General features: G+C 39.7%; 26 protein-coding genes. 20 read left to right on the top strand and 6 right to left on the bottom strand.

The genetic code is table 11. The annotated features are described in order from the left end of the window. Positions 1–207: transposase (locus A3IA_RS12660; RefSeq protein ID WP_018380520.1), on the bottom strand; the 207-nt coding region annotated here is incomplete at its 3' end. Between the two features lie 290 nt (positions 208–497). Between A3IA_RS12660 and rpsL the strand changes: the two genes are divergently transcribed. The 4 genes from rpsL to gap all read left to right on the top strand — a co-directional run bounded on the left by rpsL (position 498) and on the right by gap (position 4,924). Beyond that, complete coding sequence (gene rpsL, locus A3IA_RS0106525; protein WP_018380519.1) at positions 498–911, top strand: 30S ribosomal protein S12; 414 nt, start codon at positions 498–500, stop codon at positions 909–911. Positions 912–931: 20 nt separating this feature from the next. Continuing rightward, on the top strand, positions 932–1,402 hold the full coding sequence (gene rpsG / locus A3IA_RS0106520; RefSeq protein ID WP_017768901.1) for a 30S ribosomal protein S7: 471 nt from the start codon (positions 932–934) through the stop codon (positions 1,400–1,402). A gap of 229 nt (positions 1,403–1,631) precedes the next feature. Continuing rightward, on the top strand, positions 1,632–3,710 hold the full coding sequence (fusA, locus tag A3IA_RS0106515) for an elongation factor G (RefSeq protein ID WP_018380518.1): 2,079 nt from the start codon (positions 1,632–1,634) through the stop codon (positions 3,708–3,710). Positions 3,711–3,913: 203 nt separating this feature from the next. Further along, complete coding sequence (gene gap, locus A3IA_RS0106510) at positions 3,914–4,924, top strand: type I glyceraldehyde-3-phosphate dehydrogenase (protein ID WP_018380517.1); 1,011 nt, start codon at positions 3,914–3,916, stop codon at positions 4,922–4,924. A gap of 116 nt (positions 4,925–5,040) precedes the next feature. On the opposite strand, the gene A3IA_RS0106505 is transcribed toward gap, so the two are convergent. Next, on the bottom strand, positions 5,041–5,595 hold the full coding sequence (locus A3IA_RS0106505) for a TetR/AcrR family transcriptional regulator (RefSeq protein WP_018380516.1): 555 nt from the start codon (positions 5,593–5,595) through the stop codon (positions 5,041–5,043). A 181-nt stretch (positions 5,596–5,776) separates the two neighbouring features. Between A3IA_RS0106505 and A3IA_RS0106500 the strand changes: the two genes are divergently transcribed. The 6 genes from A3IA_RS0106500 to A3IA_RS13605 all read left to right on the top strand — a co-directional run bounded on the left by A3IA_RS0106500 (position 5,777) and on the right by A3IA_RS13605 (position 12,834). Next, a complete protein-coding gene (locus A3IA_RS0106500; protein ID WP_018380515.1) occupies positions 5,777–7,648 on the top strand; it encodes a heavy metal translocating P-type ATPase in 1,872 nt (623 codons plus the stop codon). Positions 7,649–7,722: 74 nt separating this feature from the next. After that, positions 7,723–8,919: a phosphoglycerate kinase gene (locus A3IA_RS0106495; RefSeq protein ID WP_018380514.1), complete on the top strand. Its 1,197-nt coding sequence runs from the start codon at positions 7,723–7,725 to the stop codon at positions 8,917–8,919. Positions 8,920–9,497: 578 nt separating this feature from the next. Further along, the gene (locus A3IA_RS0106490; protein WP_018380513.1) at positions 9,498–10,013 is read left to right on the top strand and encodes an FUSC family protein; all 516 of its coding nucleotides are present in this window, start codon (positions 9,498–9,500) and stop codon (positions 10,011–10,013) included. A 117-nt stretch (positions 10,014–10,130) separates the two neighbouring features. Next, the gene (locus A3IA_RS0106485) at positions 10,131–10,517 is read left to right on the top strand and encodes a MerR family transcriptional regulator (protein WP_018380512.1); all 387 of its coding nucleotides are present in this window, start codon (positions 10,131–10,133) and stop codon (positions 10,515–10,517) included. Positions 10,518–10,548: 31 nt separating this feature from the next. Beyond that, entirely contained in the window at positions 10,549–11,895 is a 1,347-nt protein-coding gene (glnA, locus tag A3IA_RS0106480; protein ID WP_018380511.1) for a type I glutamate--ammonia ligase, read from the top strand. A 399-nt stretch (positions 11,896–12,294) separates the two neighbouring features. Further along, positions 12,295–12,834 (top strand): CHAP domain-containing protein, encoded by a 540-nt coding sequence (locus tag A3IA_RS13605; protein WP_018380510.1) that lies wholly within the window; start codon positions 12,295–12,297, stop codon positions 12,832–12,834. Positions 12,835–13,332: 498 nt separating this feature from the next. Here A3IA_RS13605 and rnjA read toward each other — a convergent pair whose 3' ends face one another. Continuing rightward, the gene (gene rnjA / locus A3IA_RS0106470; RefSeq protein WP_018380509.1) at positions 13,333–15,036 is read right to left on the bottom strand and encodes a ribonuclease J1; all 1,704 of its coding nucleotides are present in this window, start codon (positions 15,034–15,036) and stop codon (positions 13,333–13,335) included. 48 nt (positions 15,037–15,084) lie between these two features. Then, positions 15,085–15,315: a DNA-dependent RNA polymerase subunit epsilon gene (locus tag A3IA_RS0106465; protein ID WP_018380508.1), complete on the bottom strand. Its 231-nt coding sequence runs from the start codon at positions 15,313–15,315 to the stop codon at positions 15,085–15,087. 237 nt (positions 15,316–15,552) lie between these two features. On the opposite strand from A3IA_RS0106465, the gene tsaB reads away from it, so the two are divergent. The 6 genes from tsaB (at position 15,553) to A3IA_RS0106435 (ending at position 19,850) form a co-directional block, all read left to right on the top strand. Beyond that, a complete protein-coding gene (gene tsaB / locus A3IA_RS0106460) occupies positions 15,553–16,242 on the top strand; it encodes a tRNA (adenosine(37)-N6)-threonylcarbamoyltransferase complex dimerization subunit type 1 TsaB (RefSeq protein WP_018380507.1) in 690 nt (229 codons plus the stop codon). Further along, positions 16,214–16,657, top strand: coding sequence for a ribosomal protein S18-alanine N-acetyltransferase (gene rimI / locus A3IA_RS0106455; protein ID WP_018380506.1), 444 nt, complete (start codon positions 16,214–16,216; stop codon positions 16,655–16,657). The genes tsaB and rimI overlap by 29 nt, the downstream gene beginning before the upstream one ends. 20 nt (positions 16,658–16,677) lie before the next feature. Next, positions 16,678–17,691: a tRNA (adenosine(37)-N6)-threonylcarbamoyltransferase complex transferase subunit TsaD gene (gene tsaD, locus A3IA_RS0106450; protein WP_018380505.1), complete on the top strand. Its 1,014-nt coding sequence runs from the start codon at positions 16,678–16,680 to the stop codon at positions 17,689–17,691. An 82-nt stretch (positions 17,692–17,773) separates the two neighbouring features. Further along, positions 17,774–18,472: an AzlC family ABC transporter permease gene (locus tag A3IA_RS0106445; RefSeq protein WP_018380504.1), complete on the top strand. Its 699-nt coding sequence runs from the start codon at positions 17,774–17,776 to the stop codon at positions 18,470–18,472. Then, complete coding sequence (locus tag A3IA_RS0106440) at positions 18,462–18,785, top strand: AzlD domain-containing protein (RefSeq protein ID WP_018380503.1); 324 nt, start codon at positions 18,462–18,464, stop codon at positions 18,783–18,785. The genes A3IA_RS0106445 and A3IA_RS0106440 overlap by 11 nt, the downstream gene beginning before the upstream one ends. Positions 18,786–18,824: 39 nt before the next feature. Continuing rightward, positions 18,825–19,850: a threonine aldolase family protein gene (locus tag A3IA_RS0106435; RefSeq protein ID WP_018380502.1), complete on the top strand. Its 1,026-nt coding sequence runs from the start codon at positions 18,825–18,827 to the stop codon at positions 19,848–19,850. A gap of 127 nt (positions 19,851–19,977) precedes the next feature. Here A3IA_RS0106435 and rpsN read toward each other — a convergent pair whose 3' ends face one another. Together rpsN and aao are read right to left on the bottom strand one after the other, a co-directional pair. Next, positions 19,978–20,247 (bottom strand): 30S ribosomal protein S14, encoded by a 270-nt coding sequence (rpsN, locus tag A3IA_RS0106430; RefSeq protein WP_018380501.1) that lies wholly within the window; start codon positions 20,245–20,247, stop codon positions 19,978–19,980. 93 nt (positions 20,248–20,340) lie between these two features. Continuing rightward, on the bottom strand, positions 20,341–21,513 hold the full coding sequence (gene aao / locus A3IA_RS0106425) for an aminoacetone oxidase (protein WP_018380500.1): 1,173 nt from the start codon (positions 21,511–21,513) through the stop codon (positions 20,341–20,343). Between the two features lie 135 nt (positions 21,514–21,648). Between aao and A3IA_RS0106420 the strand changes: the two genes are divergently transcribed. The 4 genes from A3IA_RS0106420 to A3IA_RS0106405 all read left to right on the top strand — a co-directional run. Further along, positions 21,649–22,191 (top strand): helix-turn-helix domain-containing protein, encoded by a 543-nt coding sequence (locus A3IA_RS0106420; RefSeq protein ID WP_018380499.1) that lies wholly within the window; start codon positions 21,649–21,651, stop codon positions 22,189–22,191. A gap of 48 nt (positions 22,192–22,239) precedes the next feature. Further along, complete coding sequence (locus tag A3IA_RS0106415) at positions 22,240–22,827, top strand: 3'-5' exonuclease (RefSeq protein ID WP_018380498.1); 588 nt, start codon at positions 22,240–22,242, stop codon at positions 22,825–22,827. A gap of 203 nt (positions 22,828–23,030) precedes the next feature. Next, entirely contained in the window at positions 23,031–23,753 is a 723-nt protein-coding gene (locus A3IA_RS0106410; RefSeq protein ID WP_018380497.1) for a MerR family transcriptional regulator, read from the top strand. 122 nt (positions 23,754–23,875) lie between these two features. After that, positions 23,876–24,148, top strand: a 273-nt coding sequence (locus tag A3IA_RS0106405) for a transposase (protein ID WP_018379572.1), incomplete at its 3' end; no start/stop codon positions are given.

The raw sequence follows: 24,148 nt of genomic DNA, 5'->3' as shown, positions 1-24,148 counted from the left end.
ATCTTTTAGTAAGAGATACTTGAACATCATGATAGGAGAGTAGGCACGACGTCCGAAGTCAGGTTGATAATTCTTTTCCAGCTCATCATAAATAAAGCTAAAATCACAGAGTTCCGTTAGCTGCCGTAAAAAATGAGTTTTAGGAACAACAATATCATACAGAGTAGAATAGGGACTAACATCTAAAGTCAACTGATTATCAAGCATATCATCACCTCAACTTTAGTATAGCAAAAAAAGCCATCAAACGATGACTTTTTCAGTGGGCTCCCAGATTGGTCTTCTCTTTTTGATGTTGAAATTAAAGCAAGTTTCAAAAAAAAGCAATTGACGATGAGTTAGAATTGTGATATTATAATAAACGGTACTTTTTACTTTTGGTCTCTCAAAAGTGTACAGAGACGTGCTGACAAATGTTGCAAAAGTACACGCGGAAAAGAGGATGTCACCAATCGCTCTTTTCAACCAAAACTAAAAATTTTACAGGAGAAATGTAGATGCCTACAATTAACCAGTTGGTACGTAAACCACGTAAATCTAAAGTTGAAAAATCAGATTCACCTGCTTTGAATATTGGTTACAACAGTCACCGTAAAGTTCACACAAAATTATCAGCGCCACAAAAACGCGGTGTTGCAACTCGTGTCGGAACAATGACACCTAGAAAACCTAACTCAGCCCTTCGTAAATTTGCTCGTGTACGTTTGAGTAACCTTATCGAAGTTACTGCTTACATCCCAGGTATCGGTCACAACTTGCAAGAGCACAGCGTTGTTCTTCTTCGTGGTGGACATGTAAAAGACCTTCCAGGGGTACGTTACCATATCGTTCGTGGTGCACTTGATACTGCAGGTGTTGCTGATCGTAAACAAGGCCGTTCTAAATACGGTGCAAAACGTCCTAAAGGATAATAGAAGGGGGATAAGGAAAAATGAGTCGTAAAAATAGAGCGCCAAAACGCGAAGTATTGCCAGATCCATTATACAATTCAAAAATTGTAACACGTCTTATCAACCGTGTTATGCTGGATGGTAAACGTGGTACAGCTGCATCAATCGTTTATGATGCATTTGCAGAAATTAAAGAAACAACTGGGACAGATGCTCTTGAAGTGTTTGAAACAGCTATGGACAACATCATGCCTGTACTTGAAGTACGTGCGCGTCGTGTTGGTGGTTCAAACTACCAAGTCCCAGTTGAAGTTCGTCCAGAACGTCGTGTGACACTTGGCCTACGTTGGTTGGTTAATGCATCACGTGCTCGTGGTGAACACACTATGAAAGACCGTCTTTCAAAAGAGATCATGGATGCTGCTAACAACACTGGTGCATCAGTTAAGAAACGTGAAGACACACACAAAATGGCTGAAGCAAACCGTGCCTTCGCACACTTCCGCTGGTAAGATTAAGCTGCATTGGATCTATCTATTTTGTAAATGTCAGAGTTTTATCTCAGTATATTCTTTACCGAGTAAACAATTTTAATTTATGGGAAAATAGGTTCAAGTACAGCTAACTCTTTCACATAGGGAGTTCAATGAATAAACCGCACGAACGGGTAGGTCCTGCCTATCCGTTTTTCTTAAATCGTGCTATAATAATAAAGTAAATAAAATTAATAGGAGAAACCTAATGGCTCGCGAATTTTCACTTGAAAAAACTCGTAACATCGGTATCATGGCTCACGTTGATGCTGGTAAAACAACTACAACTGAGCGTATTCTTTACTACACTGGTAAAATCCATAAAATTGGTGAAACTCACGAAGGTGCTTCACAAATGGACTGGATGGAGCAAGAACAAGAACGTGGTATCACAATCACATCAGCTGCAACAACAGCACAATGGGATGGACACCGTGTTAATATCATTGACACACCAGGACACGTTGACTTCACTATCGAAGTACAACGCTCACTCCGTGTATTGGATGGTGCGGTAACTGTTCTTGATGCGCAATCAGGTGTAGAACCTCAAACTGAAACTGTTTGGCGTCAAGCGACTGAATATGGTGTTCCACGTATCGTATTTGCCAATAAAATGGATAAAATCGGTGCTGACTTCCTTTACTCAGTAAGCACACTTCATGATCGTCTTCAAGCAAATGCACATCCAATCCAATTGCCAATCGGTTCAGAAGATGACTTCCGTGGGATCATCGACTTGATCAAAATGAAAGCTGAAATTTATACTAACGACCTTGGTACAGATATTCTTGAAGAAGATATTCCAGCTGAGTACCTTGAGCAAGCTGAAGAATACCGTGAAAAATTGGTTGAAGCAGTTGCTGAAACTGATGAAGATTTGATGATGAAATACCTTGAAGGTGAAGAAATCACAAATGAAGAATTGATGGAAGGTATCCGTAAAGCAACTATCAACGTTGAATTCTTCCCAGTACTTTGTGGATCAGCCTTCAAAAACAAAGGTGTTCAATTGATGCTTGATGCGGTTATTAACTACCTTCCAAGCCCACTTGATATTCCTGCAATCAAAGGTATAAACCCAGATACAGATGCTGAAGAAGAACGTCCAGCATCTGATGAAGAGCCATTTGCAGCTCTTGCCTTCAAGATTATGACAGACCCATTCGTAGGTCGTTTAACTTTCTTCCGTGTTTACTCAGGTGTTCTTAACTCAGGTTCATACGTAATGAATACTTCAAAAGGTAAACGTGAACGTATTGGACGTATTCTTCAAATGCACGCCAACAGCCGTCAAGAGATTGAAACAGTTTACGCTGGTGATATTGCTGCTGCCGTTGGTTTGAAAGATACAACTACTGGTGACTCATTGACTGATGAAAAAGCAAAAGTTATCCTTGAATCAATCAATATCCCAGAACCAGTTATCCAATTGATGGTTGAGCCAAAATCTAAAGCTGACCAAGATAAAATGGGTATTGCCCTTCAAAAACTTGCAGAAGAAGATCCAACATTCCGCGTTGAAACAAACGTTGAAACTGGTGAAACAGTTATCGCTGGTATGGGTGAGCTTCACCTTGATGTCCTTGTTGACCGTATGCGTCGTGAGTTCAAAGTTGAAGCAAATGTAGGTGCTCCTCAAGTATCATATCGTGAAACATTCCGTGCTTCTACTCAAGCCCGTGGATTCTTCAAACGTCAATCTGGTGGTAAAGGTCAATTTGGTGATGTTTGGATTGAATTTACTCCGAATGAAGAAGGTAAAGGATTTGAGTTTGAGAACGCTATCGTCGGTGGTGTAGTTCCTCGTGAATTTGTTCCAGCTGTTGAAAAAGGTCTTGTAGAATCTATGGAAAACGGTGTTCTTGCTGGTTACCCATTGGTTGATGTCAAAGCTAAACTTTACGATGGTTCATACCACGATGTCGATTCATCTGAAACAGCCTTCAAGATTGCTGCTTCACTTGCCCTTAAAGAAGCTGCTAAATCAGCACAACCTGCTATCCTTGAGCCAATGATGCTTGTTACTGTAACAGTTCCAGAAGAAAACCTTGGAGATGTTATGGGACATGTTACAGCTCGTCGCGGACGCGTTGATGGCATGGAAGCTCATGGAAACAGCCAAATCGTTCGTGCCTTCGTTCCACTTGCTGAAATGTTCGGTTACGCAACAACTCTTCGTTCTGCAACTCAAGGACGTGGTACATTCATGATGGTATTTGACCACTATGAAGATGTTCCTAAATCAGTACAAGAAGAAATCATCAAGAAAAATTCTGGTGAATAATAAAAATAGCAAGAGAGAACAGCTGTGGCTGCTCTCTTTTGTTTTACAGAAAATAGATTGTATTTGCAATTTAGTAGAAATTATTATACAATAATCATGTTGAAAGGTTAGCTGATATATATATTAGTTAATATTTTCACAATAGCTAAGGGAATAATCCCTAATATAATTATTTATTGATTTTCATAAGGAGGAAATCACAAATGACAGTTAAAGTTGGTATTAACGGTTTCGGTCGTATCGGTCGTCTTGCTTTCCGTCGTATCCAAAACGTTGAAGGTGTTGAAGTTACTCGCATCAACGACCTTACAGATCCAGCAATGCTTGCACACTTGTTGAAATACGACACAACTCAAGGTCGTTTCGACGGTACTGTTGAAGTTAAAGATGGTGGTTTTGAAGTTAACGGTAAATTCGTTAAAGTTTCTGCTGAACGCGAACCAGGAAACATCGACTGGGCTAACGATGGCGTAGAAATCGTTCTTGAAGCAACTGGTTTCTTCACATCTAAAGAAAAAGCTGAACAACATATCCACGCTAACGGTGCGAAAAAAGTTGTTATCACAGCTCCTGGTGGAAACGATGTTAAAACAATCGTATTCAACACTAACCATGACATTCTTGATGGTACTGAAACAGTTATCTCAGGTGCTTCATGTACTACAAACTGCTTGGCTCCAATGGCTAAAGCTCTTCAAGACAACTTTGGTGTTAAACAAGGTTTGATGACTACAATCCACGGTTACACTGGTGACCAAATGGTTCTTGACGGACCACACCGTGGTGGTGACCTTCGTCGTGCTCGTGCAGCTGCAGCAAACATTGTACCTAACTCAACAGGTGCTGCTAAAGCCATCGGTCTTGTAATCCCAGAATTGAACGGTAAACTTGACGGTGCTGCCCAACGTGTTCCAGTTCCAACAGGTTCTGTAACTGAATTGGTTGCTACTCTTGAAAAAGAAGTAACAGTTGAAGAAATCAACGCAGCTATGAAAGCAGCAGCTAACGAATCATACGGTTACACTGAAGACGCTATCGTATCTTCAGATATCGTAGGTATCTCATTTGGTTCATTGTTTGACGCTACTCAAACTAAAGTTCAAACAGTTGACGGTAACCAATTGGTTAAAGTTGTTTCATGGTACGACAACGAAATGTCATACACTTCACAACTTGTTCGTACTCTTGAGTACTTCGCAAAAATCGCTAAATAATTCACTGATTTAGTGAAAGAAAAGAGCCTTTGGGTTCTTTTCTTTTTTATGAATGATAAAAAACTCACAGGCTTTTAGAGCAATCTGTGAGTGTTGTGTTTTATGGGATAGAGATATTAGATTAATTCTAAGAAGAATTGACTCATTTCCTCGGTAGACTTTTCAGGAGCATCTCGAAGCCACCAGCTGAGACAGGTGATAAATGTGGAGATGATATGCTGCTGTAGCAACAAGGGTGGCAATTGGCTTCCTTTGAAAAAATAATCTTTTACTGCGGGAGACAGATGTTGGGCTAGTTGTTCGCGTAAATTACGACGGAAATAATCATCGTTTAAGCGAAATAGAGTTAGGACTTTGTCATCGTTTTGTTTAAAGTGGTAGAAGAGGTGCGCAACCCGATCTGCTAAGGAATCCTCGAAATTTTTAGTATTATTTTCATCTAAGCGGTGTTCAGCATAAGAAGCTGTCACGAAGACATGATCAAATAGATGCTGACAAACAGCCGTTAAAAGATCATCTTTGCTTGTAAAATGGCTGTAGAAGGTGCTTCGACCAATATTAGCCTTCTCAATAATATCCCCTACGCTAATTTGTTGGAAGGTGCTTTCATTAAGTAAGTCAAAAAAAGCTTCAAAAATGGCTTCCTTTGTTTTTATGATTCGTTTATCCATTATTCTCCTCTAGACAATTTTAATAAAATGTTCAGTAACTGACAAATCGGCTAAATTGTTTCTGTTTTTACCGATAAAAATCTGTCATACTATTATTGTAAAAGAGATTTTATAATATTTCAAGGACTAGGTTTTATCTTAAAATTGTTAGAAAATACTTAGTTTGAAGGTAAGAGAAATGATGTCAGAAACGAAGAAAAGTATCATCATCACAGCGTCTTGTGCTCTGTTGATTGTGTTGGGGTTGGTTAGTACATTTTGGAATCAACCAACGGTAGAGAGTGTTTTATTTATTGCTGCGTTCTTGGTGGGGGGGTATAAGTCTGCCAAAGAAGGTTTTGAAGAATTGTTCTTTGAAAAGCATTTGAATGTTGATATTTTGATGGTACTAGCTGCTTTGGGGGCGGGGATCATTGGCTATTGGTTGGAAGGGGCTTTGTTAATCTTTATCTTCTCACTTTCTTCTACGTTGGAAGTTTTGGCCATGGCAAAAAGCACGGAGGCGATTTCGTCATTGATGGCAATGACGCCAGATGAAGCGCGTCTGCTAACAGAAGACGGCACGATTCAAGTAGTTGCTACGGCAGATTTAAAAGTTGGAGATCGGATACAAGTTTTGAAAGGGCAGTCTGTTCCGATTGATGGTAGCTTGCTATCTGGGCAAGCTTTGCTAGACGAATCCATGGTAACGGGCGAACCGCTTCCAGCAGAGAAAAAAGAAGGTGAAACGGTTATCGGTGGAACGATTAACCAAGGTGAAACCATTGAATTGCAGGTTTTGGTTGAAAACGACAATACCCTATTTGCTAAAATTGTGAATATGGTAGAAGAAGCGCAAGAGTGCAATAGTAAGACAACGACCTTTATTGAAAAATTAGAAAATGGTTATGTGAAGGGTGTTTTAATTCTTGTACCAAGCTTTATTCTCTTTTCCTATTTTGTATTGGGCTGGCCGATTCAAGATGCTTTCTACCGCGGAATGATTTTGTTGACAGTAGCTTCTCCGTGTGCTCTGTTGGCTTCTAGTACGCCAGCTAGTTTGTCTGCTATTAGCCGTGCAGCCCGTATGGGGATGATTTTAAAAGGTGGCGATACTGCGGATAATTTGGCTGGTTTGAAAGCAATTGTTTTTGATAAGACAGGGACTTTGACAATTGGAAAACCAAGTGTTACTTCTATGTATGTAACTCCGATGGCAATTGTTGAGGAACTTGCAGCTGTCGTGGTTTCTGCTGAAAGTAAGACAAGTCATCCAATTGCACAGGCTTTATTAGATCACTATCCAGAACAAGCAGTGATTGAATTAGACCAAATGGCAGATGTGACAGGTAAAGGTTTTGAAACGGCTTCTTATGGTAAAATTTGGCGAATTGGTAAGAAAGATTTTATTTTAGAAAACTTAGAAGAAGCGATGGCAGTGGATGCTGTTCAATTTATGGACGAGCATGAAGCTAGGGGGCAAACCTTGGTATTTGTGAGCGCAAATGGCTATCTGCAAGCTATTTATGCCTTGGCAGATCAAGTTCGCGAAGAAAGTAAGCAAGTCCTGACTGAATTGCACAAAATCGGAATTGTCACCATTATGCTGACAGGAGACCAAGAAAAAACAGCTCAATCGATTGCTAAAGAAGTGGGAATTGATCGAATTGTAGCAAATAGTTTACCAACTGATAAAGCCAAATATATCGCAGAGTTTCAAAAGGAGTATGGTTCTGTCGGAATGGTAGGGGATGGAATCAACGATGCTCCTGCCTTAGCACTGGCCAATGTTGGCTTTGCAGTAGCTTCTGGTACAGATATTGCCATGGAAAGTGCGGATGTCGTTTTAGTTGAGGACTTAACTCGCTTGCCATTTGCGATTGGTCTTTCTAAAAAAATGCGTCTTATTGTGATGGAAAATATCGTGTTTGCTCTACTTGTGATTGCTAGTTTGATTGTGAGCAACTTATTCCAACGAATCAATTTACCATTGGGAGTTGTTGGACATGAAGGTTCCACTATTTTAGTTATTTTGAACGGCCTTCGTCTTCTTCGTTACAAAAATCACAAGTAAAAACGGTTTCTTTAGAAGAATAGGCAAAAATATGGTATAATGAAGAGTATAAAAATAATAAGGAGTCTTTTCTAATGGCTAAATTGACTGTTAAAGACGTTGATTTGAAAGGTAAAAAAGTTCTCGTTCGTGTGGACTTCAACGTACCTTTGAAAGATGGCGTTATCACTAACGACAACCGTATCTCAGCTGCCCTTCCAACAATTAAATACATTGTTGAACAAGGTGGACGTGCTATCCTTTTCTCTCACCTTGGACGTGTGAAAGAAGAAGCTGATAAAGCTGGTAAATCTTTGGCACCAGTTGCTGCTGACTTGTCAGCTAAATTGGGTCAAGAAGTTGTTTTCCCAGGTGTTACTCGTGGTGCTGAATTGGAAGCTGCTATCGACGCCCTTGAAGATGGACAAGTTCTTTTGGTTGAAAACACTCGTTTTGAAGATGTTGACGGCAAAAAAGAATCTAAAAATGATGAAGAACTTGGTAAATACTGGGCTTCACTTGGTGATGGTATCTTCGTAAACGATGCATTCGGTACAGCTCACCGTGCTCACGCTTCAAACGTTGGTATCTCTGCAAACGTTGAAAAAGCGGTTGCTGGTTTCCTTTTGGAAAACGAAATTGCTTACATCCAAGAAGCTGTTGAAACTCCAGAACGTCCATTCGTAGCGATTCTCGGTGGTTCAAAAGTTTCAGATAAGATTGGTGTTATCGAAAACCTTCTTGATAAAGCTGACAAAGTTCTTATCGGTGGTGGTATGACTTACACATTCTACAAAGCTCAAGGTATCGAAATTGGTAACTCACTTGTAGAAGAAGATAAATTAGATGTTGCTAAAGAATTGCTTGAAAAATCAAATGGCAAATTGATCTTGCCGGTTGATTCAAAAGAAGCTAATGCATTTGCAGATTACACTGAAGTACGTGATACTGATGGTGAAGCAGTTTCTGAAGGTTTCCTTGGTCTTGATATCGGTCCTAAATCAATTGCTAAATTCGAAGAAGCTCTTGAAGGTGCTAAAACGGTTGTTTGGAACGGACCAATGGGTGTCTTTGAAAACCCTGATTTCCAAGCAGGTACAATCGGTGTGATGGATGCTATCGTTAAACAACCAGGTGTTAAATCAATCATCGGTGGTGGTGACTCAGCTGCAGCAGCAATCAACCTAGGCCGTGCAGAGAAATTCTCATGGATTTCAACAGGTGGTGGAGCGTCAATGGAACTCCTAGAAGGTAAAGTTCTTCCAGGACTTGATGCTCTTACTGAAAAATAAGTTTATAATATCTTAATATTAAAAGAGGGTGGGAAAATTCAATTTCCCACCCTCTTCTTGTATAGTCTTTTGAATTAACTTTGATCGTTTGTCACTTTCGGCTTGTCCTACTCATACTCAATGAAAATCAAAAGCAGACTAGACGACACAGATAGCAGATAGAACTATCATCATCACATCAAGTTAACGAGGTCTGCTTTTGATTTTCGAAGAGTATCAAGTACTGTTCGCGTCTCAGCTCCTTATTTGAAAACTAATTCATTTGACTATATAAGTCACTGTACTATTTTATAAGTGAAGAAGTGTTCCCCTAGTTCCTACTTCAAACAGCCTTTCAGATGATATGAACATACAGCTCCTGCGTCAAATTGATTCAACTTAAATAAGTGAAAAGCGAGACAGGTTTTCAGACCTATCTTTTTTTATATTAACAGCGATATGTGTCATGGCTCACTTAGGAAATGTTTCTAAGGTAAATAGGGGCTTAAAATAGAGCTTTGAGGTTTAACTACTAACTTTTGAGCTTTCTGTTTATTAATTTATGATAAAATAGATAGGTATTAAAGTGAGGTAATAAGATGCAATTTCGTTTTGACCCTAAGAAATTTCGCTTGGGGATGCGAACTTTTAAAACAGGCTTGTCGGTTTTTCTTGTGTTAGCCTTGTTTAGTGTATTTGGTTGGGAAGGTCTTCAAATTGGGGCCTTAACCGCTGTTTTTAGCTTGAGAGAAGATTTTGATAAAAGTTTTTCTTTTGGTATGTCACGTATTTTTGGTAATTCTGTTGGCGGTATTTGTGCCTTGATTTATTATCTTTTACGGGAATTATTAGGCGGTGGTACATGGGTTATGCTAATTTTTGTTCCCATTTTAACCATGTTGACGATTATGGTTAATGTCGCTTGTAATAATAAATCTGGAATTATCGGTGGTGTGGCTGCCTTGCTCATCATCACCTTGTCAATTCCTCGGGGGGATACGATTTCCTATGTATTCTCGAGAATTTTTGAAACTTTCGTTGGCGTCTTTATTGCTATTTTAGTTAATGCTGATGTTGATAAAGTTCGTCAGTGGTTAGTTAAAAAGAAGTTTTAAGCTAATAAGGTGAGAGATTCTAGTATTTCTCTCCTTATTTCTTTATGTTAGAAAAAGTGACATAAGCACTTGACAGTTTTGAATTATCAGAATATAATGTAAAAGAAAGGAGGTCGTATGAAAGGAAAAGAACTCAGACGAACAATGGCTGTTTTCCCGATTGGAACTGTCATGAAATTGACAGATTTAACAGCTAGACAGATTCGCTACTATGAGGACCAAGGGTTGATTGATCCTGAAAGAACTCCAGGCAATAGACGCATGTATTCATTAAATGATATGGATCGTTTACTGGAAATTAAGGATTTTATTGACGAAGGGTTGAATATTGCTGCGATAAAGCATGAATATGCCGAACGTCAAGAAGCAAAACGCTCTAAGAAAAAATCTTTGACTGATGCTGATGTTCGTCGTATCCTTCATGACGAACTTCTCAATCAAGGAGGATTTCAAAATCCTTCCTCACATCTAAATCATTTACAATCTGGAATGATACGTAAATAAATCTGCCTCATATTCTTAAAAAGGAGATCAAATGGCAACCACAGTAGCTGATATCAAACAAGATATCAAAGATAAAAATGTTACATTCTTACGCTTGATGTTTACCGATATCCTGGGAACAATGAAGAACGTCGAAATCCCGGCGACTGATGAACAGGTTGAAAAAGTCTTATCTAATAAAGCTATGTTTGACGGCTCTTCAATTGAAGGGTTTGTGCGCATCAATGAATCTGATATGTACTTATATCCTGACCTTGACACATGGACAGTTTTTCCTTGGGGAGATGAAAATGGTGCCGTGGCTGGTTTGATTTGTGATATTTACACATCAGAAGGTGAACCCTTTGCAGGTGACCCTCGTGGTAATTTAAAACGTTCATTGAAACATATGCAAGAAATGGGTTTCGAATCATTTAATCTGGGTCCAGAACCAGAATTTTTCCTTTTCAAACTGAATGAAAAAGGCGAACCTACTCTTGATGTTAACGATAAAGGCGGCTACTTTGATTTAGCTCCAACTGACTTGGCTGATAATACTCGTCGTGAGATTGTTAATGTCTTGACAGAAATGGGCTTTGAGGTGGAAGCGAGTCACCATGAAGTTGCTGTCGGTCAGCATGAAATTGATTTTAAATATGGTGATGTCTTAGAAGCTTGTGATAATATCCAAATGTTTAAGTTGGTTGTTAAAACAATCGCTCGTAAACACGGTTTGTATGCGACTTTCATGGCTAAACCAAAATTTGGGATCGCGGGCTCTGGTATGCATTGCAACATGTCTCTCTTTGATAAAGATGGTCATAATGCTTTTTATGAACCTGAAGATAAGAATGGCATGCAGCTGTCAGAAACAGCCTATTATTTCCTTGGCGGTTTGATGAAGCATGCTTACAATTACACAGCCATCATGAACCCGACAGTTAACTCATACAAGCGTTTGGTTCCTGGGTATGAAGCTCCGGTTTATATTGCTTGGGCTGGTCGTAACCGTTCACCATTGATTCGTGTGCCGGCTTCTCGTGGCATGAGTACACGTCTGGAATTACGTTCAGTTGATCCAACTGCTAATCCTTACCTAGCTATGGCAGTATTGCTTGAGTCTGGTTTAGATGGTGTTAAAAATAAGATTGAGGCACCAGCACCTGTCGAATCTAACATCTATGCTATGTCGGCTGAAGAACGTAAAGCAGCAGGGATTACGGATCTTCCATCAACACTCCACAATGCTGTGAAAGCTTTGCTAGAAGATGATGTTGTCAAAGGAGCTCTTGGTGAGCATATCACAACAAACTTTGTTGAAGCGAAACGCCTTGAGTGGGCAAGCTATGCTACGTTTGTTTCACAATGGGAAATTGAAAATTACCTAGATTTATATTAAAAAAACGTCCACTGGGCGTTTTTTTTGCTATTTATAGTTAAATGAATTAACTTTCAGATAAGGAGTTGAGATGCGGACAGCACTTGAGTAGGGTAAGTCGAAAGCGACCATGTCTCAAAGTTAATTCAAAAGACTATATCAGGCTCTTTTTAGCTCTTTGTTATCTGTAGTGGGTGACTTATAACAATCACTGTTAATTCGGTGTTTAGTGATTGTCAAAAGTTTTTTATTGATGTCTTGCTGATTGTAGGATTAAGAAGACGATAACCTAATTTTTTCAGAAACCTTAAAGAAAGCTTATTTGCAATTTAAGTGTGATGAATGTCATGCCATCGTTAATGGCTTGTTATATTTCTTCGGTAAGATAGACAAGTTCGATAATGAAAGGAAGTATTTAATATGACATCAAAAACGTTTTTAGCAACTTTAGGCTTAGTAGCAGTTTCTGGATTATCTCTGATGACAAGTGGCACTGCCAGTGCTGACCAATATAGTTCAAATGATTCTTATGATTATAGCTATAATAGTTATGGAAATCAATACCAAGATACTATATGGTCAAGTCAACTAATGACTAGTCAAGTGACAGTATCAACAATAAGCTCGAATGGCTATCCAGTTGGGCAATGTACTTGGGGTGCTAAAACTTTGGCACCATGGGCTGGTAGTTACTGGGGAAATGGTGGTGATTGGGCAGCCAGTGCTTCGTCAGCAGGATTTGCTACAGGCTTAACACCACAAGTTGGAGCTTTAATTGTTTGGACTGATGGTGGATATGGTCATGTGGCTTATGTGACAGATGTAGCGGCAGATGGTCAAATTCAAGTTATAGAAGCTAATTATAATGGGAATCAAACTATTGGCAACTATCGTGGTTGGTTTAATCCACTAGCAAGTGGTACTCCGGGAGCAGTATCTTATATTTATCCCAATGTCTAATAGCAGGTTATATAGTCAAATGAATTAACTTTCAGAACAAGGAACAGAAAAAGACGCCGAACAGTACTTGATACTCTTCGAAGATTAAAAGCAGACCTTGTTGACTTGATTTGATGAAGACAGTTCTATCTGCTATCTGTGTCGCCTAGTTTGCTTTTAATTTTCATTGAGCATGAGTAGGGCAAGTCGAAAGTAACCATGTATCAAAGTTAATTCCAAAAACTATAATATTGTAAAAACCAGACGATTGTCTGGCTTTAGATTGGAGAAAGAGTATACTTTAGATATTTTTCTCCAATCTTTTTTCTTTAGTAGCCAAAAAGCCAAAAACTCCCAAAAGGTTGAAATAACAGCATCTCTAAAATTTTAGTCATTATCTGTCTCTCTGCACAATTTCCCAAATTGTCAAATTCTTAGTTTTTTTTCTCCCTGCTGAACGAAATGAACGTTTGGCTTTTTGTCGCAAAAAGTCAGCTAGCTAAGCTAACTGACTTTTATTTATTTGTGATTGTTATTGTTATTTTCTTTATCTGGAATCAAGACCATTGGAATAATGATTGGTTCACGCTCGGTCTTTTCATAGAGGAAAGGACGGATAGCATTGACAATGGCACCGTTGACGGATTGAATGCTGGCGTCCTTATTTTTTAGAGCAATACGGATAGCATTGAACAGAACGCGTTGGCATTCACGGATGAGGTCTCCTGATTCGCGCATGTAGATGAAGCCTCGGCTGAGGATGTCTGGTCCAGCAAGAATCATTTTTGATTTGAAATCAACAGTTGCAACTGCAAGAACAACCCCATCTTCTGATAAATCTTTACGGTCACGAAGAACAGCAGCGCCAATATCACCAATTCCATTGCCATCAACGTAGATGTCTTGCGCATTGAAGTGACCAGCACGGCGAGCAGAATTCTTGGTTAGGGCTAGGACATCACCATTTTCCATGATGAAGATATTGTCTTTTGGAACACCAGTATCAATAGCAAGTCCAGCATGGACTTTTTGCATGCGGTATTCCCCGTGAACGGGCATGAAGTATTTGGGTTTAATCAAGCGGAGCATGAGTTTTTGCTCTTGTTGACCACCGTGTCCAGATGTATGGATATTGTTAATCTTACCGTGAATTACTTCAACACCGGCTTCTTGAATAGTGTTGATTAATTTGTTAACACTTGTTGTGTTACCAGGGATTGGGCTTGATGAAAAGATAACAGTATCGCCAGGTTGCAGGGTTACTTGACGGTGCATACCGTTGGCAATACGAGCAAGGGCTGCCATTGGTTCTCCTTGAGAACCAGTACACATGATGAGGATTTCACTAGCGTGATAGTTTTTCATCTCACTTGGCTCGATAATGGTTCCTTTTGGAACCTTGATGTAACCAAGTTCAACACCATTTACGATAGCTTTTTCCATTGAGCGCCCAAAAACGACAATCTTACGGCCTGTTTTCACAGCAGCTTCAGCGGCTTGTTGAAGACGGAAGATATTAGATGCAAAGGAAGCAAAGATGATACGTCCTTCGATACCTTCAATAATTTTCATAATTGACTGGCCGACTACTTTTTCTGAATTGGTAAAGGTTGGTACCTCAGCATTGGTAGAATCAGATAGGAGACAGAGAACGCCTTCCTCACCAAGGGCTGCCATGCGGTGTAGGTCAGCGGGTTCACCAACTGGTGTAAAGTCGAACTTAAAATCTCCAGTACAGACAATTTTTCCTTGAGGAGTGTGGATAACAATTCCTAAAGGTTCTGGAATGGAGTGAGTGGTACGGAAGAAAGTAACGCTAAGGTTTTTGAAGGTTAATTCAGTATTATGATTAATTTCAAATAGTTTAGCATCTCTTAAAAGTCCATGTTCTTCAAGTTTGCCACGAATTAGGGCGAGGGCGAGAGGTCCAGCGTAAATGGGAACATTGGCCTGTTTGAGAAGGAAGGGAATACCGCCGATATGGTCTTCGTGACCATGTGTGATGACCAATGCTTTGACACGGTCAATGTTTTCAACGATGTATGAGTAATCAGGGATGACATAATCAATCCCTAACAAATCATCTTCAGGGAATTTGATACCAGCATCGACAATGATAATTTCATCTTGGTATTCAATTCCATAGGTGTTTTTCCCGATTTCTCCCAAACCACCAATCGCGTAGACCCCAACTTCTTCGGGTTTTAGATTGATATTTGACATAATTTTTTGACGCTTGTTTTAGCGCCAGTCCTTTCTATCTAGTTTGGATTAGAATGTTGTGAGTTCGAAAACGCCTTTTTCTTTTTCGTATTCAAGGTGTTTGTCTGATAATAAATCGATGTGTTCGATGTTGAAAGATGTATTTTCTTCAATGAGTTTACGAGCTTTGATACGGCCTTCTAACTCTTCTTTAGCATCGATATCAACATAGAGCGATTGTGTTGTTTCACGACGTGGGTTACGTTCTTTTGTTTCTTGGTAGAAAACTTTGTAAATCATAAAATTCCTTTCTGATTTGGCTAATCGCTGATAATAAAAGAAGACAACCTGTCTGGGTTAGGTTGACTCAATGTGTTAATTTCTGTGTCATGCGTTAACCGTGTTATCGTTACAATTATCTTAAATTATACCATAAAGGCAAGGTATAGTAAAAACATTGCTGAGAAAACTTTCCAGGACTAGGCTATTTGCAAATGTGATATAATAAAGAAATAGTTAAACAAGAAGGAAGTTCTCATGAAAGTTTTAGCATTTGATACCTCAAACCAAACTTTGGCGGTAGCACTTTTAGAAGGTGAACAATTACAGGCAGAGACTTGTCTCACCGTTAAGAAGAATCATAGCATTAGTTTGATGCCGGTGATTGATTTTCTCATGCAACAAGTTGGTTGGCAGCCTGCAGATTTGGATCGTATCGCAGTGGCACAGGGCCCAGGATCGTACACGGGTCTTCGTGTGGCGGTAGCGACAGCTAAAACCTTGGCTTACAGTCTCAAGATTGATCTGGTAGGTGTGTCTAGTTTACAGGCTTTGGCTTTGCCAGTGAATTCATCTGCTGTTTTAGTACCACTCATAGATGCTCGGCGTCAGCATGCCTATGTTGGTTTTTATCAGGGTGGACAAGCTATTGCAGAGGATCATTATGCGAGCATTGCTGAGATTATTGAACAGGCTAAATCCTATGAAAAGGTTTGCTTCGTTGGAGAAGTTGATGCTTTTGCGAAAACCATTGCGGCGGATTTTCCAGAAGCTACTTACCAAGCCAGCCTTCCATCGGCTTATGAGATTGGGAGATTAGCCTTGAGTTTGCCTAGTTCTGATGTTGATGCTTTCTTGCCCAATTACTTGAAGAAGGTAGAAGCTGAAGAGATTTGGTTAAAAAACAATCAAGCAGGTAATGGAAATGACTATATCAAACGGGTCTAATCTCTCAACCAATCAGCTCATTGAAGGAGTTTTTAAGATTCTAGATGAGGCTTACGGTCAGTCCCCCTGGTCTAAAAATCAGATTCTAGCTGATTACAATCAGGACAATACGGATTATTTTTTTCTGTTTGAAAATGATCAAGTCGTTGGTTTTTTAGCCCTTCAAGGTCTTTTTGGAGAGATGGAGTTGACCAATATTGCTGTATTGCCATCTTATCAGGGTAGAGGATTATCCAAACAATTAATGGCAAATCTAGAAGACATGGATGAGCCCATTTTTTTAGAAGTTAGAACTTCCAATAAGAAAGCTCAAAACCTTTATCAGCAATTTGGTTTTGAGAAAGTGGGTTATCGAAAGCATTATTATCACCATCCCATAGAAGATGCTGTATTGATGAAACGAGAAGCAAGGTAGTGTTAGGAAAAGGAGTTATCATGTCTGATCGCTATATTTTAGCCATTGAGAGTTCTTGTGATGAGACTAGTGTGGCTATTTTAAAAAATGAAGCAGAGCTGTTGAGTAATATTATTGCTAGTCAAGTAGAGAGCCATAAGCGTTTTGGTGGCGTAGTTCCTGAAGTGGCCAGTCGTCACCATGTCGAAGTGATTACCACCTGTATTGAAGATGCCTTAGTGGAAGCCGGGATTACGGCTAGCGACTTGTCAGCAGTAGCAGTGACGTATGGACCTGGTCTCGTAGGAGCCTTACTCGTTGGTCTCTCTGCTGCGAAAGCCTTTGCTTGGGCGCATGGATTGCCTTTGATTCCAGTTAATCACATGGCGGGGCATCTAATGGCGGCGCGTGAACAAAAGGAGTTGACCTATCCGCTGATGGCACTTTTAGTATCAGGCGGACATACGGAACTTGTCTATGTATCTGAGCCTGGTCAGTATCATATTGTAGGTGAAACCCGTGATGACGCGGTTGGTGAGGCATATGACAAGGTTGGGCGTGTCATGGGATTGACCTATCCAGCCGGACGTGAAATTGACCAGCTAGCTCATAAGGGGGAAGACGTGTATCACTTCCCAAGAGCTATGATAAAGGAAGACAATTTGGAGTTTTCATTTTCTGGTTTGAAGTCTGCCTTTATCAATCTGCATCACAATGCCGCCCAAAAAGGAGAAGACTTGGTCTTGGAAGATCTCTGTGCCTCTTTTCAAGCCTCTGTCATGGATGTCCTTCTAGCCAAAACGAAAAAGGCTTTGGACATGTACTCTGTTAAAACCTTAGTCGTTGCTGGTGGTGTTGCTGCCAATGCGGGCTTACGTGAACGCTTGTCTGAAGAAATAAAAGATATTGATGTCATCATTCCTCCATTGCGACTTTGTGGAGATAATGCCGGAATGATTGCCTTTGCTGCAGCAGTTGAATACGAATTGCATCATACTGCTGGACTTGATTTGAATGCAAAACCCAGCCTAGCCTTTTCGCCTTACAAATCCTAAGAACCTATAAACACAGCTTGAGTTCAAGCTGTGTTTTTGTTATAATTAACAAACATTCTGAAAATTCAAAAAAAGGAGGCTTATGGATAGAAGAGAATTTCTTAGAGGGGCAAAAGCATCTTTGCCAACGGCAGTGGGATATATCTCTATCGGTTTTGCTTGCGGTGTTGTCGGTGTCAGTAGTGGTTTGACTGCTTGGGAAATGGCGTTGATGAGTATTTTTATTTATGCAGGGTCATCGCAGTTTGCCTTCGCCGCACTAGCTTTAGCCAATGCTAGCTTGTTTTCATTAACGATTACGATTTTTTTAGTCAATTTGCGTCACCTTTTAATGAGTTTACATGTGACAACACTCTTTAAAGAGGCTTCCTTGTCTCAAGGAATTGGGATTGGCACTTTACTAACAGATGAAAGTTATGGTGTTTTGTTAAGTGAGCGGGTTCGTCGGAAGGGTATTTCAACGTCTTGGATGCATGGCAATAATGTTATTGCCTATTTAACTTGGATTTTGGCTGTTGTCCTTGGGGCGCTTATTGGTTCTTATATTCCAGATCCCACGTCTCTAGGATTGGACTTTGCTCTAGTGGCGATGTTTGTGTCTATTTTTGAGAGTCAGTTGACGGGGATGCTTCGCTGGATGGCAGGTCAGAAGATAGTGATGATTTTAGGTGCTGTTACGATATCCTATCTGCTATTGGCTATTGTTATTTCAGAGTCAATGGCTGTTTTAGGGGCTACCTTAGTTGGCTGTGCAGTGGGGGTGATGATTGATGACAACTAAGACGATCTTAGTGGGGATATTCCTTGGGGCACTCGTTACATGGATTCCGCGAATTCTTCCATTTATCTTGACAAGGTATAGGGGACTTCCAGAACCACTCATTCGTTTCCTTAATTACCTCCCAATCAGTATTATTTTTGCCTTGACTCTGTCTAGTTTGGTCAAGGAGCAAAGATGTGACTTGCCTCAATTCCACTGGTTGGAAATACTTGCAGTGCTACCAACTTTTTGGGTCGCCATCAAAAGTAAAAATATTTTATTGTCGGTTTTGACAGGGATTATCATCATGGCTTTACTCCGCTTGGTATTCTAAGAGAATTTTAGTACAATTTTGGTAAGAAAAGAGGTGCCTATGTTACATTTTGAAAATGATTATAATGAAGGTGTTCATCCAGAACTGTTAAAAGCGATTGTCGATACTAATGAAGTCAATCAAGCAGGCTATGGATTAGATGATTATACAGAGCAGGCTATAGAAAAGATTCGTCAGGCTATTGATTGTCCTCATGCTCAAGTACGATTTTTAGCAGGTGGTACTCAAACCAATCAGGTAGCGATTGATAGCCTATTGAAGTCTTACGAAGGCGTTATTTCAGCAGATACGGGACACATTGCGACGCACGAAGCAGGGGCTATCGAATTTGTCGGGCATAAGGTCATCACGCTACCACAGCAAAACGGGAAACTCTCTGCCAAAGCAGTATCAGATTATTTGGTGGATTTTTACAATGATGATACCTTTGAGCATATGGTCTTTCCGGGAATGGTTTATGTCACTCATCCGACTGAGTATGGCACACTTTATAGCAAGGAAGAATTGACAGCTTTAGCTTCAGTTTGTCGCCAATATGAGATTCCGCTTTTCCTTGATGGTGCCCGTCTTGGTTATGGTCTTGCCGCTTCTGATACTGATGTGACGCTGAAAGATATTGCTGAACTTTGTGATGTCTTTTATATCGGCGGTACGAAACTTGGTGCCTTAATTGGGGAAGCATTGATTTACACCAAGAACAACATGCCCAAACATTTTTCAGCTATTGTGAAACAGCACGGTGCGCTTTTAGCTAAGGGGCGGTTTATTGGTCTTCAGTTTAAGCAATTCTTTACAGATGATTTATATCTGAAGATTGGTGAACAAGCTTTAAACCTTGCCGAGCAATTAAAAACAATTCTCAAAGAAAAGGGCTATCGCTTTTATTTAGAAAGTCCAACCAACCAACAATTTGTTATTATTGAAAATAAAAGATTAGCAAAACTACAAGAAAAAGTGGTCGTTAGTCTCTGGGAAAAATATGATGACCACCATACCGTAGTTCGCTTTGCAACCAGCTGGTCAACGACACAAGAAGATATTGATACCTTGGAAGCTATTTTATAGAGCAACCAAAAAGATGTTGAGCAAGCGCTCAACATCTTTTTGTGATAAAAACTTTAGTCTGCTAGGATGATATTTTAATCGCTAACCCAAAGGAAACAATGATGTTAGCCAGTTATCATCAGTTAAATTACCAGCTGGCTTTTTTGACACCTGGAAGTTGTCCTTTGTGGGCTAATTGACGGAAGTTAATCCGGCTGACACCAAATTTACGCATATAAGCGTGTGGACGACCATCAATTTTATCCCGGTTTTTCAAACGGTTTGGATTTGAATCGCGAGGTAATTTGCGAAGGGCATCATAATCCCCTTTTTCTTTTAACTCACGGCGTAAGTCAGCGTATTGTTCAATTAATTTTAATTGCTTTTCGTAACGAGCTATTTTAGATTTTTTTGCCATATGTCCTCCTTGAAATATACTTAGCTAGTTAACTATTAAAGTTTATCAAAAAATAAAAAAAGTAGCAAGAAAAACTTGTTACTTTTTAAATGATTAATAATGAAGGGCACCAGCTACCCAGCCAGAACAAAGGGCAGAAGTAATGTTGAATCCGCCTGTGTGAGCATTTATATCCAAAACTTCACCAGCAAAGTGCAGCCCAGGAACTTTCTTACTTTCAAGAGTTTTAGGATTGATTTCTTTAAGATCAACACCTCCCTTGGTCACAAAAGACTTGGTTAAATTCATCTTGCCAGTGACTGGAATCTGGGTTGCTTTGAGTTTGTTAATTAAACTTTCTGTTTGTTTAGGATCCATTTGTTTGATTTTTTCGGGCAATTCTTCTGAGAAGAATTCAGCTAGTCGTTCAGGAATAAGGGCTTTAAGACCATTCTTGATTGACTTATCACGGTTTTCTGTGAGATACTGACTGACATCTTCTCTCGTCATTTTAGGAAGCACATCCAGTGAGAGGATTTCACCACCACGAACAAAAGAAGAGATGCGTAAGGCAGCGGGTCCAGATAAACCAAAGTGGGTAAAGAGAAGATCGTGGGTAATGACATGCTTGTCGTAGGACAGGGTTACGTCATCAAGGGAAATGCCTTGCAAGGGTTTATGCGGAAAATCGGTTAAAAGGGGACTTTCGGCAGCCTCGATTTCAGTAACTTTCAACTTGAAATGTCGAGCGATATCGTGTCCAAAACCAGTCGAACCAGTTGAAGGATAAGCTTTTCCGCCAGTGGTGACAATCAGTTGGTCACAGGTGAACTCGCAGTCGGCAGATTTGACAATGAAGATCTGGTCCTTTTTCTTAACAGAAACCACTTCAAATTGAGTTTTGATTTGAGCACCCAATTCTAGAATCTTGTTTTCTAAGGCTTGGATAATGGTACGTGATTTGTCCGTAGTTGGGAACATGCGCCCATGGTCTTCTTCTTTTAGTTTGACGCCGTTTTCTTCGAAGAAAGCGATGATGTCATGGTTGTCAAATTGGGAGAAGACACTATAGAGGAAGCGCCCATTGCCGGGGATGCCTTCCATTAAATCTTCAAGTGTTCCACTATTGGTGACATTGCAACGACCGCCACCTGTTCCAGCTAATTTTTTACCTAGCCGCCGATTTTTTTCAAGTAGAAGGGCTTTTTTTCCATGAAAAGCGCTAGAGATAGTCGCCATCATACCAGCAGGTCCTCCACCAATAATAATAGTATCAAAATGTGTCATACTCTTATTTTAGCACAATTTTAGAGTGGAAATAGCAAGGATGATTTTGTAAAGCGCTTAGCTAAGGACAAATTGACATCAAAAAGCCTTTATGTTACTATCTTTATAAGAAAAATCAGTGAAAAAGAGGATAAGATGGCTATTGAAAAGACAGTCAGCGAATTAGCTGAAATTTTAGGCGTTAGTCGTCAAGCGGTTAACAATCGTATCAAGACACTTCCTGAAGAGGATGTTGAAAAAAATGAAAGAGGCGTTACTGTTGTCAATCGCAGCGGTCTCATTAAATTGGAGGAAATCTATAAAAAGACGATTTTTGAAGATGATCCGATTGATGAGGAAACGAAACAGCGTGAGGTTCTGGAGCTTCTTGTAGATGAGAAGAACTCTGAAATTACGCGCCTTTATGAGCAGCTGAAAGCAAAAGATACACAGATTGCAGCCAAAGATGAGCAGATGCGTATCAAGGATGTGCAGATTGCTGAAAAGGATAAACAAATCGATCAGCAACAACAATTGACCTTGACGGCTATGCAGGATAAGGAAACCTTAAAATTGGAATTGGAAGAAGCTAAAGAAGAAGCGAACCAAGCTCGGAATCAAGCGCAAGAAATCCAAGACAAACACGAAGAAGCTGTCAAAAAAGGGCTTTTTGCTCGCATGTTTAAAAAAAATAAATAAACCAGTGACCCGTAAGGGTCTTTTTTAGGGTAAGAGGAAAGAGAAAAAATGGAAAACCTAAACCAGTATGTAGCTTTTGATTTAGAATTTAACACGGTTAATGAAGTCAGTCACATCATTCAATTATCAGCGGTCAAGTTTGTTAATCATGAGGAAGTGGCTTATTTTGACACGTATGTATACAGTGCGGTACCTTTACAGAGTTTTATCAGTGGCTTGACGGGAATTACGTCAGAAAAAATTGCCAATGCACCAAAACTAGAAACGGTGCTAGCAGATTTTGCAGCCTTTGTTAATGGTGTTTCTCTTGTTGGTTACAATGCCCACAAGTCGGATTTACCGATTTTAGCTGAAAATGGCTTAGACTTGGCAGAACTTTATGCGGTGGACTTGTATGATGAAGCTTTTGAACGTAGAAGCAGTGATTTGAATGGGATTGCCAATCTGAAACTACAGACTGTGGCTGATTTTCTTGGCATTAAAGGAAAAGGGCATGATAGCTTGGAGGATGCTCGGATGACAGCCCTTGTCTATGAAAAATTTTTAGAGTTTGATAGTAATAAATCCTACTTGGCGGAACAAGAAGAAAGTCATGGTGATAATCCTTTTGCTGCTTTGGGTGGTCTGTTTGATTGACACTTATGTCAACTTGATTTTTTCTTAAAAAAGTAAAAAATCACCTAAGGTTACCCCTTGCTGATGACCTTAGGTAATGTGCTAGGATACAAGTGAACAGAAAAGAAACTCTCTGATATTTGAGCTACTGGGTTAGAGCTCACCTGTTAGTGACATGTTGAGGGGAGCTTACTTCTGTATCTTTACTAAAAGGAGGTGAAGAGATGTCTGTAACTTATACAACAGGGGAAATGGCGAAACTAGCTAGCGTTTCTATCCGTACGGTGCAGTACTATGATCAGCGTGGTATCTTGACACCTAGTGATTTGACAGAAGGTGGTCGAAGGGTATATTCGGACAAAGATTTAGAAAAGCTTAAATGGATTTGTTTTCTAAGAGACCTTGATTTTTCAATTAAGGCAATTCAAGAAATCTTAGTCGAAGAGCATTCAGACAAGGTTTTACAGTTACTCTTGGAACGCCACATTTCAGAACTAAAGCAAGAAATTGACCAAAAACAAGTCAAACTTGACACTGCTGTCAAGTTACTTAACAAGCTAGATAAGCAAGAAGATTACACTGTTGACAGTTTACAAGATATTTCACTCATCATGTCAAATCGAAAAAAATGGCAAGCACTACGACTTCAAATGTGGTTGCGTCTCATTTCCGTTATATTGTTTTATTGTCTATCGCTGGTGATTGCTGTTTACTTTAATCAAAAATGGGTCATTTGGGTTGCTATTCCTTTGTTTTTAGTAACAATGAATGCAATGGTCTATTATTACAAAAAGCAATTGAGTTATCTTTGCCCAAATTGTCATAAGACCTTTGAACCAAGCTACCTTGATTTTAATCTAGCTAAGCATACTCCTAGAACACGTCGTTTAACCTGCCCTCATTGCTATGTTAAATCGTCATGTTTGGAATTAGCCAAAGAAGACTAGAAAAAAGCCTTTTCCATGTGGAGAAGGCTCAGATTGAAGACAAAGCTCTTAGACTTCATTTTCTAAGGGCTTTTTGATTATTTTAGGAGTATAATAAAAGAAAACGCTTGTGAGGTGTTGCTATGTTTCACAAAGAAAAACCAGATTATAACCGTAACCAATATGGCTTTTACACGCTTGACCAGCTCGTCCCAGAAGATCACTTTCTTCGTCAAGTGGATGCTATGATTGACTTTGACTTCATCTATGATTTAGTGGAAGACACCTATAGTTCTGATAATGGTCGTCCCAGTCTTGACCCTGTAATGCTCATCAAAATCCCTCTTATCCAATGTTTCTATGGGATCCGTTCCATGCGCCAAACTATTAAAGAGATTGAAGTCAATACGGCTTAT

This window comes from Streptococcus thoraltensis DSM 12221 (genome assembly GCF_000380145.1).
Classification (GTDB): Bacteria; Bacillota; Bacilli; order Lactobacillales; family Streptococcaceae; genus Streptococcus; species Streptococcus thoraltensis.
This window is presented reverse-complemented; position numbering and strand designations above follow the sequence as displayed.